Source organism: Amycolatopsis sp. DG1A-15b (genome assembly GCF_030285645.1).
Taxonomy (GTDB): domain Bacteria; phylum Actinomycetota; class Actinomycetes; order Mycobacteriales; family Pseudonocardiaceae; genus Amycolatopsis.
On the sequence record NZ_CP127296.1, the window covers coordinates 9,293,446 to 9,306,922 of the forward strand.

Sequence of the window (13,477 nt, forward strand, 5' to 3'; positions counted from 1 at the left end):
AGGGAACGTGGCTTCACCGGACACCGACGAACTGGCGACGGTCCCGCTGCCCGCGGGACAGCCCGGAGCCGAGCAGGTGCCGAGCCGGAGAGCGGCGCCGGAGACCCGGGACGAGGCCGGCGAGGTGCGCCAGGAGGGCCCCGAGACGGCACCGCGGGAGGCTGCGGGGCGGAGCCGGACGGCTAGCCAGCCCGAGGCACGCGGTGCGGCCGACGAGCCGACGGTGGAGCAGGAGCGGGTGGTCACCCAACCCGAGCGACTTGGTGCGGCCGACGAACCGACCGCGGGACAGGAGCGGACGGTTGCCCGACCCGGGGCGCTTGGTGCGGCCGAGGAGCTGGCCGTGGAGCAGGAGCGGGCCGCACCCGAGCGGATCGACCCGGCGGAGGGCGCCCCGAGCGTCGAGGCGAGTGCGTCGCCCGGGCCCGTGAAAGCCCGTGGCCGCTGGTGGCGCGGGTTCACCGGCTCCCTGGCGGCCGGGCTCACGGTCCTCGCCCTCGGTGTGCTCGCGGTGGCGGGCATCTGCCTGTTCACGGGCGCCCCCGGTCCCGGCGCGACCCTGCTGGTCGGCCACCCGATGGCGGCGGCCCTGGCCCTGCTGGCTCAGCGAGTCGCCGACCGCCGCAACGGCCCCCCGGCGGTCGGCGCGGGCCTGGCGGTGGTCCTGTTCACGGTCTCCGCGCTGACCCTCTTCTGGCTCACCTGACCCGGCTCCCGCCCTGGAGCACGCGAGTCGCGCCCCTCCGCACGCAAAGGCCGCTCGATCACGCGTGCCTGGAGGGACGACACGTGTGCACAGACGGACGACACGCGTGCCGGGATGGACGACACGTGTGCACAGACGGACGACACGCGTGCCTGGATGGACGACACGCGGACGACACGCTCTTCGGGGCTACTTCAGGGCGGTGAGAACCGGGCCGCGCTGCTCGAGCAGGACCGGGCCGGCCGCGGCCAGGCGGACCACTCCCGTGTAGCCGCGGCGCTCGACGCCCACCGTGCGGATCGTTGATCCGTCGTTCTCGTTCAGCACCGCCAAGCCGCCCTTGATCGGGACCACCAGCTGCTGGGCGTACGTGACTCCCGGGCCCATCGCACTGCTCAGCGTCCAGCGCGGCGACAGGTCGTCGCGGGACAGGGCCAGCACCTTCGACCCGCTGAACCAGTACATGTTCTGGACCGTCTGGGTCGTTGGCTCGACTCCCGACGGCGGGTCGGCCGCCAGGTCTCCCGCCGGGACGTCCAGCGGGTACGCCGCGCGCTGGGTGCCGTCGCCGTTGAACGTCACCAGGAGCTTCTGGTCCGGGAGGACCACCGCCGTCAGGTCGCCCGACATCGCGATCACGCGGGCGCGCTTGCCCGCCAGCACCGAACTGAAGCTGACCTGCGGCTCGTCGTCCTTCTCCGGGGCCGCCTTGTACACCGTGAGGCGGTCGGCCGGGTCGCCCGGGCAGCGCTCGATCACGCCGATCTTGCCCGACGCCGCCGCGAGCGTGCCGTACGTGCAGCCCGTGCGGGGCTGCTTGCCCGCGTTGACCAGCGCCGGGACCTCGCCGTACTCGGCGCTCTGCACCAGGTCGTCGCGCCAGGTCGTGAGGAGCTTCTTGCCGGCGGCGGTCACGTGCGAGCCGTCGTCGACCAGCTGGGTGCCCAGTTCCGCGTTGCCGTTGCGCTGCGCCGTGATCCGGCCCGTGCCCGGGTCCAGCTGCGTGACCTCGCTGCAGTTGCGGCTCTTGTGGTAGACGGCGTTCAACCGCCCCCACACCTGGTCCAGCGTGCACAACGGCAGGTCACGCGAGTAGTGCCAGCGGATCTGCCCGGTCAGCGGGTCGCGGGTGGCGATCTCGCCGCCGTCCGCCGTGGCCACCGATTCGCCGGCCACGACCGGGATCGGCGTCGCGCCGCTGGGGGCGCTCCAGATCTCGGAGAGGGATCCCGGCACCTTGTCCGGGGCCGCGGGCAGCGGCGGGGGCGGGGCCGCCTCGGTCCGGTCGGTGGCCGCGCTGTCGCTCGTCGCGCCGATGACCAGCGCGACGGCGACCACGACCACCGCGATCAGGGCGGCGATCACCCGGTCCCGCCCGCGGTTCCAAGGCGAACGACGCGCCTTGACCCGCGGGGCGGGCGGAGTGCTCTCGGGAGTGTCTTCGAGTACGTCCTCGGACCCGTAGGCAGGCGTCTCTTCAGCCGCCTTCTCGACGTCGCTCACGTACCCGAACCCCCGATGGAGAAGCCTCAGTCTGCCGAAGCAGGTGTATCAGAAGTCGCGGCCGGACGGCGACGGCGGCGTCGGCGAGCCGGACGCTCGGCGTTCTCGCCGGCCTCCTTTTCGACGGCCGGGCCGGTCGCCTCCGGGGCGTTGCCGCTGCGGGTGCGGCGACGGCTCCGGGTGCGGCCCTCCGACGAAGCGGGTGCCTCGGCGTCCGGCGAAGCGGACGCGGCGGCGTTGTCCGCGGCCTCGACCTCTTCGGCCGCCCGCGAGCCTCCGCGGGTGCGCTTGCGCGGGGTCCGGGCGCGCTTGCGCGGCGCGTCTTCCTCCGGCGCGGCGGCCTCGCCGGTCCGGCCACGGCCGCGGCCACGCTTCTTGCCGCCCAGGTCCTCTTCCTCCTCGGCGGCCAGGCCCGCACGGGTGCGGTTGGCCAGCGGCAGCCGGCCCTTCGTGCCCTCCGGGATGCCCAGGTCCTCGAACAGGTGCGGCGACGACGAGTACGTCTCGACCGGCTCCGGCTTGTCGAGGCCGAGGGTGTCCGAGATCAGCTTCCAGCGCGGCATCTCGTCCCAGTCGACGAGGGTGACCGCGACCCCGGTGCGGCCCGCGCGGCCGGTGCGGCCGATGCGGTGGACGTAGGTCTTCTCGTCGTCCGGGCACTGGTAGTTGATGACGTGGGTGACGTCGTCGATGTCGATGCCGCGGGCGGCGACGTCGGTCGCGACCAGGACGTCGACCTTGCCGGAGCGGAACGCGCGCAGGGCCTGCTCGCGCGCGCCCTGGCCCAGGTCACCGTGCACGGCGGCGGCCGCGAAGCCGCGCTCGACCAGGTCGTCGGCCACCTTCTGGGCGGTGCGCTTGGTGCGGCTGAAGATCATCGTCAGGCCGCGGTCTTCGGCCTGCAGGACGCGGGCGATCACCTCGGGCTTGTCCATCGAGTGCGCCCGGTAGACGAACTGGGTGGTGCGCTCGTGGATCGCGCTCGCGTCGTTTTCCTCGGCGCGGATGTGCGTCGGCTGGCGCAGGAAGGTGCGGGCCAGCGTGATGATCGGGCCGGGCATGGTGGCCGAGAACAGCATGGTCTGCCGCTCGTCCGGCACCATCCGGAGGATGCGCTCGATGTCGGGCAGGAAGCCCAGGTCGAGCATCTCGTCGGCCTCGTCGAGCACCAGGCCGCGGACCTTGCCCAGCACCAGGTGCTGCTGCTCGGCCAGGTCGAGCAGGCGGCCCGGGGTGCCGATCACGACGTCGATGCCCTTGCGGAGCGCCTCGATCTGCGGCTCGTACGGGCGGCCGCCGTAGATGGCCAGCGTGCGGATGCCCAGGTGCTTGCCGGCGCCCTTGAGGTCGTTGGCGACCTGGATGCACAGCTCGCGGGTCGGCACCACGACCAGCACCTGCGGGGTGCCGTCGCCGGGGACCTGCACACGGTGCAGCAGCGGGACGCCGAAGCCCAGCGTCTTGCCCATGCCGGTGCGGGCCTGGCCGATGAGGTCGTCGCCGGCCATCGCGAGCGGCAGCGTGAGCTCCTGGATCGCGAAGGTGCGCTCGATGCCGGCCTCGCCGAGCGCCTTGACGATCTCCGGCTTGACGCCGAAGGACGCGAAGGTCGGGGCTTCGGGCTCGACCTCGACGCCCGCCTGCAGCGGGTGCGAGGTGTCGAGCGCGGCCGGGCCGGTCTCGCTGTGCTCCAGCGCGACGGCGGGGGTCTGTTCGGTTGTGGGAATTTCTGCGGTCAGGGTGATCGCCTCTCTCGTGACCAGCGCGCACAGCCGTGGGTCCGCTCGACACTCGACCGGGAGTAAACCCTGGTCCCTGGCGCTGGTCTTCAAGCGCGGAACCGGTCCGCCCCGGGAATGCCGGAAGAGGCGTGCACGCACATTGCAGTACGTCGGCAAGCCGCGTGACCTGCCTGTTCCCGACGCCGGTATGGCGTACGGAAGCTTGATATCGGACGCCAGTGTACCTGGTCAGCAGTTTTTCGACAGTACCCGGCGCGCCGGAACCAGTGTGATCGGTCTCGTCCCGCCACGCCCGGGTGCTTCGGCGATACCCTGCCCCCGTGACCGAGCCCAAAGAGATCTCCGAAGGCGTAGTAGACCTTCTGGGTGTGATCGCCTACCTCGAACTGTCCGCGTTCGACCGGCTGGCGGAGGACGCGCGCAGCGCCCCCACGCTGGCCGGCCGTGCCGCGCTGGCGACCATGGCGGCCGCCGAGATCGGTCACTACGGGCTGCTCGCCCAGCACCTGGCCGCCCACGACGTCAAGATCGAAGACGCGATGACGCCGTTCGTGGCGCAGGTCGACGCCTGGCACGCTTCGACGCCCCCGAAGTCGTGGCTGGAGTCGCTGGTCAAGGCCTACGTCGGCGACGGGCTCGCCGCCGACCTCTACCGGGAGATCGCCAGCTGGCTCGACCCGGAGACCAAGGACCTGGTGCTGACCGTGCTGGCCGACACCGGCCACTCGGCCTTCGCCGAACGCGAGGTCGCGGCCGGCATCGAGGCCGACCCCAAGTCCCGCGACAAACTCGCCCTGTGGGGCCGCCGCCTGCTCGGGGAGGCCCTGACCCAGGCCCAGTACGTCGTCGCCGAGCGCGACGGGCTGGCCGAGCTCATCATCAGCGGCTCGGGCGACCTCTCCGGAATTGCCGCGCTGTTCCGGCGGTTGCAACAGGGGCACACGAAGCGCATGCAGGCGCTCGGCCTGGGCTGAACCCGATGGAGTACCCGGAAGTGACGACGCGGTCGGGCGCGGACATGCGCCACCGGAACGAGCCGGTTCGGTTAGCCTTGGCCGGCACATCCCTTACGAATTTCCAGCGGAGGTCCCACGTGGAGGTCAAGATCGGCATCAAGGACACGCCGCGCGAGCTGGTGGTGTCCAGTGGCCAGTCTCCCGAAGAGGTGGAGAAGCTGGTCGCCGAGGCCCTGACGGCCGGTGACGGGCTCTTCCGCATCAACGACGAGAAGGGGCGCAAGTACATCGTCCCCTCCGACCGCATCGCGTACGTCGAGATCGCCCCCTCTGACGTCCGCAAGGTCGGCTTCGGCGTCGGCGACTGACCCACAGCCCTGATCCGCGAAGGCCACCTCGGGACGTTCCGGGGTGGCCTTCGCGTGCTCGGAGGGTTCACCGGATTGTGGTGTTCTGCTTGGAGTGTCGCTTTTCCGCCGCTTAGCTTCGGCCGGTGACCTCTCTCGAACCGACCGCCGTCGCGGATCTCGTGCGGAACACCCTCGCCGCGCACAAGTCGCTGTTCCTCGCCACTTCCGGCAGCACCGGGCCGTGGGTCGGCGGGGTGTACTTCGCCGAAAGCGGCGAATTCACCCTGAACCTCGTGCTCGAGGACCGCGGCCGGACCCTCTCCGCCATCCGGGAGAACCCGCTGGTCTCGGTCGTGGTCTCGACCGGCTCGCCGATGCAGGCGTTCCTGCAGGCCCAGGCGTCAGCCGAAATCGTCGCCGGCGACGAGGACACGCGGGTGCGCGAGCTGCTCGTCGCCAAGGTCCCGGAGGCCGCGCCCTTCCTGGCGGCACCGGTCACGGCGGTCCGGCTGAGCGTGCAGAAGTGGCGGGCCACGGACATCGCGAACGGCCTGCTGCCGGGCGTGGAGCTGCCGGCCCCGCGCCTGCCCTGAGCCACCCGGTTCGCCCAGTCGCTGCGGCTTGGCCGAGACGGCTTCCGACGCGGTCGCATCGCTCGCCAAGCAGGCCCACGCGCTCGGGAAAACTCGCCCGGTCCGACTTGCGGAGCTGGGGCGTCCGGCGGCCGCTAGGCGTTGAGTTCCTCGAGCGTCGTCGGGACGTGGAACGGCGGCGTGCTCGTGCCCGTGATCCGGTAGCGGCCCCACGGGTCCGGGTCGGACAGCTCGCCCTTGGCCGAATGCGAGCCCGCCCGGATGGAAACGGCCTTCTTCTTGCCGCCCGCCAGGCGGGTCAGCTCCTCGTTCACCGCCACCCGGCCGTACCAGCGGTAATAGCCGTCGATCGGCTGGAAGTAGCCGCGCAGCTCGACCGTCACCGGCAGCGAAACGCCGTCGACCTCCAGCGTCGCCTCGCCGCTGTAGCCGTCTTCGTCGTGCTCGCTCATGACGTTTCCTCCAACGACTCCGTGGTGCGGCCCAGCTGGACCACCTTGTTGGCTTCCAGGGGCAGGTTCGGGTCGATGACGACGCCGTTCTGGCGGGTCAGCCCGTCGATGGCCGCCCAGATGATCTGGGTCAGGTACTCGACGACCGCGTCGCGGCTCATCGAGCGGCGGTCCAGCCACCACTCGCCGGTGTTCTGGACCATGCCGACGATGCCGTGCGCCCACGGCTCGGCCGCGCCCGAATCCATGTTGAACATCCGCATGTAGTCGCCGAGCAGCGCCGTCAGCGCCGTCGCGATCAGTTCCTTGTCCTCGGCCACGACGTCCGACGACACCGGCTTCTCCGGCCGTCCGTGCGCCAGCAGCCGGTAGAGGTTCGGGTGCTCCTCGATCACGGTGAAGAACGCGTCCAGCGCCATCCGGATCCGCGGCACCGGCGCCAGTTCGGCGTTGATCGCCGGGATCAGCCGCTCGAAGAGGATTTCCGTGCCGCGCTGGCCGAGCGCGACGTACAGGTCGGCCTTGTCGTCGAAGTGCCGGTACAGCACCGGCTTGGTGACGCCCGCCTCCGCGGCGACGTCCTCCATGCCCAGGTCCGGGCCGTGCGTGTCGAGCGCCCGCAGCGCGGCCTCGACGAACTCCTTGCGCCGGGCGATCCGGTGCTTGCGCCACCGGTCGCGCCGGGCGTCGCCGGTCGCCTCCTCGCCGCGGGAGGACCTGCTGGACGGCTTGCCGGAGCGCTTGACACGTTCGATCACGAGAGTCATGCTACGCACAGGTAACTGTTACCTCAAGTTACATGTCGCGGAAGGGGTGCCGGCAATGACGCGGACGCTAAAGGAACCGGATCGCGAAAAGACCGCGGACCGCCTGCTGAAGTCCTCGGCGAACAAGTTCTACGACCCCGACGTCGACATCGACTGGACCGCGCCGCTGGTCGAGGGCAAGCGGTTCATCCTCGACGAGCGTTCCTCGCTCTACGGCACGGAGCTCTGGGAAAAACTGACCCCGGAGCAGCGCATCGAGCTGGGCAAGCACGAGGTCGCGAGCGTCGCCACCACCGGCCTGTGGTTCGAGATCCTCCTGATGCAGATGCTGCTCAAGGAGGTCTACGAGCAGGACCCGACATCCGCGCACGCCCAGTTCGCGCTCACCGAGATCGCCGACGAATGCCGGCACTCGACGATGTTCGCGCGGATGGCCTCGCGGATCGGCTGCCCCGCCTACGGCCCGGTGCCGTGGCTGCGGCGCCTGGCGAAGCTCATGCCGACGATCTCCTACGGCCCGGCGCGCTACGGCGCGATCCTGGTCGCCGAGGAGGTGCTGGACCGGCTGCAGCGGGAGCAGATGAACGACGAAGGCGTCCAGCCGCTGGTCCGGATGGTCAACCGGATCCACGTCCTGGAAGAGGCCCGGCACGTCACCTTCGCCCGCGAAGAGGTCACGCGCGGCATGGCGAAGCTGTCGAAGGCCGAGATCGGCTACCAGCAGTTCATCATCGCGGTCATCTCGTACTTCGTGACGCGGGCGTTCATCAACCCGGACGTCTACAAGGCGGTCGGCATCCGGCCGCGCGACGGCGTCGAGGCGGCGCTGAACAACCCGCACTGGCAGGGGACGATCGCGTGGGCGGGGGAGAAGATCATGCCGTTCCTCGAGGAGTCCGGCCTGGTCGGGCTGCCCGGGAAGTACTTCTGGCGCAAGTCGTTCCTGCTCCCGGCGGGCCGGTGACGACCGCGTCGCGGCTGCGGAACCCGTCGGCCGCGCACCGGTTCGTCGCCGGCGACGGCGCCGCGCTGCACGTCGTGGAGTCCGGGCCGGCCGGCTCCGATGGCCCTCCGGTGACGCTGGTGCTCGTCCACGGCTGGACGCAGGACCACCGGACGTGGGACTTCGTGCTCCCGCACCTCGACCCCGGCCTGCGCGTGCTGCGCTACGACCTGCGTGGCCACGGCGGTTCGGCGCCGGCCCGGCGCGGCGGCGCCACGATCGCCCGGCTCGCCGACGACCTCGCCGAGCTGATCGCCGACCGCGTCCCGGAGGGGCCGCTGGTCGTGGCCGGGCACTCGATGGGCGGCATGACGCTGATGGTGCTCGCGGAACGCCACCCTTCGCTGGTGGCTTCGCGGCTGGCGGGTGCGGCGTTCGTCGCGACGTCGTCCGGGGACATGGACCAGCTGACGCTCGGGTTCCCCGGGGTGGTCGGCCGGAGCGTGACCCGCTTCGAGCCGCGGGTGGCGCGGCTGCTGGCCCGGTTGCGGTCGGACACGCTGCGCCTGCGGCCGGGCCTGGTCCGCTCGGGTGCCCGGCGGCTGGTGTTCGGTGATCGCCCGGGGCGTGCGCAGGTGGACAGCGTCGTCGAGCAGCTGCTGTGCGCGCACCCGGCGAGCGCGGGGATGTTCCTGGACGCGATCGCGGCCCACCGCGGCGTCGGTGGCCTGGGCGCGTTGTGCGACGTGCCGTCGGTGGTGCTGGCGGGGGAGAAGGACCGGCTGTGCCCGCTGCCGCACGCGAAGGTGATCGCGGACGAGCTGCCGCACGCGGAGTTCGTGCGTTACCCGGGCGCCGGGCACATGCTCCCGCAGGAGCGCCCCTTCGAAGTGGCGCGCCGCATCTCGGCCCTGGTCCGGGTGGCCGCCCGCTGACGGCGGCGCTTTCACGTGAAAGCGCCGCCTCGTGCGTCAGCCGTCCTTGAGGGGGAAACCGCCGCCGATGCCGCGCCAGGCGAGGTTGGCCGTCAGGGCCACCGCTTCCTCGCGGCTCATCGACTGGTGGTGGGCCAGCCAGAACCGGGCGCTGACCTGGCTCATCCCGACCAGGCCGACCGCCAGCAGCCGCGCCTTGTCCTCGTCGAGGCCCGCGTCCGCGGTGATCGTCTCCGTGATCGCGTCCACGCTCGCCGACGTCGCGCGGTCGACCGCTTCCTGGACCGCCGGCTCGCCGCGCAGGTCGGACTCGAACACCATCCGGAACGCGCCCGCGTCCTCGCTGACGAAGTCGAAGAACGCGCCGACCGTCGCCGGGACGCGCTGCTTGTTCTCCGTCGTCGAGTCCAGTGCGTTCTGGACGCGCTTGACCAGCTCGTCGACGTGGCTCTCCAGCAGCGCGATGTACAGGTCCAGCTTGCCGGGGAAGTGCTGGTACAGCACCGGCTTCGAGACGCCCGCGACCTCGGCGATCTCGTCCATCGCGGCGGCGTGGTAGCCGTTCTCGGCGAAGACCCGCTGCGCCGCGGCGAGGAGCTGAGCCCGGCGCTCGGTCCGGGGCAGCCGCACCCCACGTTGCTGCAGGCGCGTCATCTCCGTCATGCTCATCCTCCCGTCATCGCTTCTTCGACGGGCGGGGTCGCCACCGCGTGAAGTCGCCCTGAAGATTACTCGCCGGTACGTGTGCCGCGCCAAGGGTCGGGCATTCTGGACTCGTGAACACCCCCGTGCGAGCCCGGCCGCCGCTGACCCACGTGCCGCTGTCGAACCGGGCCCTGCCGTCGCTCGACCCGGTCCCGCCGCCGTGGCCGGCGGCTTTCGAAGAGGTCGGCACCGCCCGGCTGCACGTCCGCCGCACGCCCGGCCCGGACGGCGTGCCCGCCGTCTACGTCCACGGCCTCGGCGGCTCGTCGACGAACTGGACCGACCTGGCCGCGCTGCTCGCGCCGGTCGCCGGCGGCACGGCCCCCGACCTGCCCGGGTTCGGCTACTCCGAGCCCGAAAAGGGCTTCGACTTCACGCTCCAGGCGCACGCCGACGTCGTCATGAGGCACATCGAAGCCGGCTTTTCGGGGGCCCGGGTGGCGGAGCCCCCGGCCCGGGGCGAAGCCCCGGATGTCACCGCGGTGGGGGCGCCGGTGCACCTGTTCGGCAACTCCATGGGCGGCGCGATCGCCCTGCTGGTCGCGGCTCAGAAGCCGGAGCTGGTGAAGACGCTGACGCTCATCTCGCCGGCGGTGCCGGACCTGCGCCTCGACCCGCGGCGGCTGTCCGACCCGCGGATGGCGCTGGCCTACCTGCCGCTGGTCGGCGCGCGCGTGCGGGCCCAGCTGGCCGCGCTCGGCCCGCGGGAACGCGCCGCGCAGGTCATCAAGCTGTGCTTCGCCGATCCGTCGCGGTTCCCGGAGAGCCGGCTCGACGAGCTGACCGAGGAACACGGTGCCCGCGCCGGGTTCGCCTGGGCCGCGCCCGCGATGGCGCGCAGCACGTTCGCCATCTTCCGGGCCTGGTCCACGCTCGGGAAGGCGTCGCTGTGGTCGGTGGCGCCGCTCGTCAAGGCACCGACGCTGGTCGTCTGGGGGCGGGAGGACCGCGTCATCTCCGTGAAACGCGCCGTGCGGACCGCGCGGGCGATCCCGCGGGCCCGGCTGCTGGTGCTCCCGCGCACCGGCCACGTGGCGCAGATGGAGCGCCCGGTCGTCGTCGCGAAGGCCGTCCTGGGCATGTGGGAGCACGTCGAAGCGGGCACCTGGTAGCCCGATCGGGTGGTGGCGAGTTCACTCGATGATCCGCCAGTCGGCGAGAGCGGCGCCCCGCCGCTGTGGCACCCTGGTGCGGTGGACCGGGTGAAGCACGACGCGCGAGGCGAGGATCGGCGGACGCCCCACCGCGCCTCGGCCCGCCGGACGCCGGACGCCGAGGACCACCCCCGCACCGGGCAGTACCGCCCGTCGAAGGCACTGGCCCAGCGCGTCGACGAGGACCGCTACCGGCCGGGTGGCCGGCGGACGAGTGCCGAGCCGCTGAGCGCGTCCTGGAAGCCGCACGTCGAAACCCCGCGCGAGAAGCCGGCCGAGGCGCCGCCGGCGAAGCCGGGCATCGCCAAGCTTCACGAAGACCTACGGCTGGCGCGTCTACGCGCTGCCGATCCTGGTCGTGCTGACCGTGCTCGTCGTGGTCAACACCGCCAACAGCCCGGCCCAGCCGATCGCCGAGCAGGGCGTGGGTGCCGCCGGGCCCGGCACCGACTCGGCGGGCGGCGACACCTCCGGCGGCGGCGCCATCGACGGCAACGGCGAGCAGGCCATCCCGGAGAACCCGGCCACCCCGGTCGACCTCAAGGTGCCGACCGCGGACCTGCCGAACGGCATCCCGTTCACCCAGGCCGGAGCCGGCAAGTGGCACGTCGTGCCGGGCAGCGGCCCGAAGATCGGCAACGGGAAGCTGTACACCTACACCATCGAGGTCGAAGACGGCATCGACCCGGCGAGCTACGCCGGGGACGACGCGTTCGCCGCGACCGTCGAGGGCACCCTGTCGAATCCGACGCAGGGCTGGACCTGGGACGGCAAGATCGCGTTCCAGCGGGTGGACGGCAATTTCCCGAACCCGTCCTTCAAGGTGAGCCTGACCACGCCGGAAACCACCCACCGGCCGGACGCCTGCGGGTTCCAGATCAAGTTCGAGGCCTCCTGCTACCGCAAGAGCCTCGGCCGCGTGCTGATCAACCTGGCTCGCTGGGTGCGGGGGGCCAAGGCCTACGGCCCCGACATGACCGGGTACCGGCAGTACGCCATCAACCACGAGGTCGGGCACGCCCTGGGCAACCAGCACGTCGGCTGCGGGGGCACCGACCAGCCGGCGCCGGTGATGATGCAGCAGTCCTTCGGCGTCAACGACGACTACGTCGCGATGCTCAACGACATCCCCGGTGGCGACAAGGGCAAGGTGGCCAAGGACGGCCGCATCTGCAAGACCAACTCCTGGCCCAACCCCACCCCGCAATAAGCGGCTGTGACATCCGAGGCTTCGCCTCGGGCCGGGGCTCCGCCACCCGGAACCCCCGAAAGCCCGTGTCCCACCATCCGGACGCGGGAAGGCTTATTTGCCCGCGCGCGTTGTGCATAGTGGGATGGACGCGATACGCGCGCGAGATGGAGGACCCATGTCAGCACTGCCGCCGCTCGTCGAGCCGGCTGCCGAGCTCACCAAGGAAGAGGTGGCCCGGTACAGCCGTCACCTGATCATCCCGGACGTCGGGGTGAACGGGCAGAAGCGGCTGAAGAACGCCAAGGTCCTGGTGATCGGGGCCGGCGGCCTCGGCAGCCCCGCGCTGCTGTACCTGGCCGCCGCCGGGGTCGGCACGCTCGGCATCGTCGACTTCGACGTCGTGGACGAGTCGAACCTGCAGCGCCAGGTCATCCACGGCCAGTCCGACGTCGGCAAGCTCAAGGCCGCGTCCGCGCAGGAGTCGATCGCGGAGATCAACCCGCTGGTCAAGGTGCACCTGCACACCGACCGGCTGGACTCGTCGAACGCGCTCGAGATCTTCGAGCAGTACGACCTGATCGTCGACGGCACCGACAACTTCGCGACGCGCTACCTGGTCAACGACGCCGCGGTGCTGCTGGGCAAGCCCTACGTCTGGGGCTCGATCTTCCGGTTCGAGGGCCAGGTCAGCGTGTTCTGGGAGGACGCGCCGAACGGCAAGGGCCTCAACTACCGCGACCTCTACCCGGAGCCGCCGCCCCCGGGCATGGTCCCCTCCTGCGCCGAGGGTGGCGTGCTGGGCGTGCTCTGCGCGTCCATCGGCTCGATCATGGTGACCGAGGCGATCAAGCTCATCACCGGCATCGGCGAGACGCTGCTCGGCCGCCTGATCAGCTACGACGCGCTGGAGATGAAGTACCGCGAGGTCAAGATCCGCAAGGACCCGGACACGCCGAAGATCACCGAGCTGATCGACTACGAGGCGTTCTGCGGCGTGGTTTCCGACGAGGCGGCCTCGGCGGCGTCGGGGAGCACCATCACCCCGGCCGAGCTGAAGGCCAAGTTCGACAGCGGCGAGAACTTCGCGCTGATCGACGTCCGGGAGCCGCACGAGTACGAGATCGTCAACATCAAGGGCGCGACGCTGATCCCGAAGGACCGGATCCTCTCGGGCGAGGCGCTGGCCGAACTGCCGCAGGACAAGCCGATCGTCCTGCACTGCAAGTCGGGCGGGCGGTCCGCGGAGGCCCTCGCCGCGCTGCACGCGGCCGGCTTCAAGGACGCGACGCACCTCGGCGGCGGCGTGCTCGCCTGGGCGAAGCAGATCGACCCGAGCCTGCCGACCTACTGACAGTGGTCGTCCGCTGAAGGCCGCCTCCGGTTCGGAGGCGGCCTTCACGGCGTTTCGCCGGAGTTGAGAAACCCTGTGTGACCAGCGCGTCTTCTCGATCGGGGAACACCCGGCCGGGTAACGTCACG

The 13,477-nt window shown here is 71.4% G+C and carries 14 protein-coding genes; 9 read left to right on the forward strand and 5 right to left on the reverse strand.

Annotated features, from left to right (window positions below):
• Positions 1 to 7: 7 nt before the first annotated feature.
• Complete coding sequence (locus QRY02_RS43275; RefSeq protein WP_285988473.1) at positions 8 to 706, forward strand: hypothetical protein; 699 nt, start codon at positions 8 to 10, stop codon at positions 704 to 706.
• 189 nt (positions 707 to 895) lie between these two features.
• Here QRY02_RS43275 and QRY02_RS43280 read toward each other — a convergent pair whose 3' ends face one another.
• Together QRY02_RS43280 and QRY02_RS43285 are read right to left on the reverse strand one after the other, a co-directional pair.
• Complete coding sequence (locus tag QRY02_RS43280; protein ID WP_285988474.1) at positions 896 to 2,209, reverse strand: Rv3212 family protein; 1,314 nt, start codon at positions 2,207 to 2,209, stop codon at positions 896 to 898.
• A 26-nt stretch (positions 2,210 to 2,235) separates the two neighbouring features.
• Entirely contained in the window at positions 2,236 to 4,041 is a 1,806-nt protein-coding gene (locus QRY02_RS43285; RefSeq protein ID WP_285988475.1) for a DEAD/DEAH box helicase, read from the reverse strand.
• Between the two features lie 230 nt (positions 4,042 to 4,271).
• Here QRY02_RS43285 and QRY02_RS43290 point away from each other — a divergent pair, with 230 nt between their 5' ends.
• The 3 genes from QRY02_RS43290 to QRY02_RS43300 all read left to right on the forward strand — a co-directional run bounded on the left by QRY02_RS43290 (position 4,272) and on the right by QRY02_RS43300 (position 5,850).
• On the forward strand, positions 4,272 to 4,925 hold the full coding sequence (locus QRY02_RS43290; protein WP_285988476.1) for a ferritin-like fold-containing protein: 654 nt from the start codon (positions 4,272 to 4,274) through the stop codon (positions 4,923 to 4,925).
• Between the two features lie 119 nt (positions 4,926 to 5,044).
• The gene (locus QRY02_RS43295; RefSeq protein WP_013223016.1) at positions 5,045 to 5,275 is read left to right on the forward strand and encodes a DUF3107 domain-containing protein; all 231 of its coding nucleotides are present in this window, start codon (positions 5,045 to 5,047) and stop codon (positions 5,273 to 5,275) included.
• 125 nt (positions 5,276 to 5,400) lie between these two features.
• Entirely contained in the window at positions 5,401 to 5,850 is a 450-nt protein-coding gene (locus QRY02_RS43300; RefSeq protein WP_285988477.1) for a pyridoxamine 5'-phosphate oxidase family protein, read from the forward strand.
• A 134-nt stretch (positions 5,851 to 5,984) separates the two neighbouring features.
• Here QRY02_RS43300 and QRY02_RS43305 read toward each other — a convergent pair whose 3' ends face one another.
• Together QRY02_RS43305 and QRY02_RS43310 are read right to left on the reverse strand one after the other, a co-directional pair.
• Positions 5,985 to 6,302: a DUF4873 domain-containing protein gene (locus QRY02_RS43305; RefSeq protein WP_285988478.1), complete on the reverse strand. Its 318-nt coding sequence runs from the start codon at positions 6,300 to 6,302 to the stop codon at positions 5,985 to 5,987.
• Positions 6,299 to 7,069, reverse strand: a complete 771-nt coding sequence (locus QRY02_RS43310) for a TetR/AcrR family transcriptional regulator (RefSeq protein WP_285988479.1) — start codon at positions 7,067 to 7,069, stop codon at positions 6,299 to 6,301. Before QRY02_RS43310 ends, QRY02_RS43305 begins: the two co-directional genes overlap by 4 nt.
• Before the next feature lie 55 nt (positions 7,070 to 7,124).
• On the opposite strand from QRY02_RS43310, the gene QRY02_RS43315 reads away from it, so the two are divergent.
• Both QRY02_RS43315 and QRY02_RS43320 read left to right on the forward strand, forming a co-directional pair.
• Positions 7,125 to 8,033: an AurF N-oxygenase family protein gene (locus tag QRY02_RS43315; RefSeq protein ID WP_285988480.1), complete on the forward strand. Its 909-nt coding sequence runs from the start codon at positions 7,125 to 7,127 to the stop codon at positions 8,031 to 8,033.
• On the forward strand, positions 8,030 to 8,947 hold the full coding sequence (locus QRY02_RS43320) for an alpha/beta fold hydrolase (RefSeq protein ID WP_285988481.1): 918 nt from the start codon (positions 8,030 to 8,032) through the stop codon (positions 8,945 to 8,947). Before QRY02_RS43315 ends, QRY02_RS43320 begins: the two co-directional genes overlap by 4 nt.
• Before the next feature lie 36 nt (positions 8,948 to 8,983).
• On the opposite strand, the gene QRY02_RS43325 is transcribed toward QRY02_RS43320, so the two are convergent.
• On the reverse strand, positions 8,984 to 9,610 hold the full coding sequence (locus tag QRY02_RS43325) for a TetR/AcrR family transcriptional regulator (protein WP_013223021.1): 627 nt from the start codon (positions 9,608 to 9,610) through the stop codon (positions 8,984 to 8,986).
• Positions 9,611 to 9,723: 113 nt separating this feature from the next.
• Here QRY02_RS43325 and QRY02_RS43330 point away from each other — a divergent pair, with 113 nt between their 5' ends.
• The 3 genes from QRY02_RS43330 (at position 9,724) to moeZ (ending at position 13,349) form a co-directional block, all read left to right on the forward strand.
• The gene (locus QRY02_RS43330) at positions 9,724 to 10,764 is read left to right on the forward strand and encodes an alpha/beta fold hydrolase (RefSeq protein WP_285988482.1); all 1,041 of its coding nucleotides are present in this window, start codon (positions 9,724 to 9,726) and stop codon (positions 10,762 to 10,764) included.
• A 400-nt stretch (positions 10,765 to 11,164) separates the two neighbouring features.
• Complete coding sequence (locus tag QRY02_RS43335) at positions 11,165 to 12,016, forward strand: DUF3152 domain-containing protein (RefSeq protein ID WP_285988483.1); 852 nt, start codon at positions 11,165 to 11,167, stop codon at positions 12,014 to 12,016.
• Positions 12,017 to 12,173: 157 nt separating this feature from the next.
• The gene (gene moeZ / locus QRY02_RS43340) at positions 12,174 to 13,349 is read left to right on the forward strand and encodes an adenylyltransferase/sulfurtransferase MoeZ (protein WP_285988484.1); all 1,176 of its coding nucleotides are present in this window, start codon (positions 12,174 to 12,176) and stop codon (positions 13,347 to 13,349) included.
• Positions 13,350 to 13,477 lie beyond the last annotated feature (128 nt).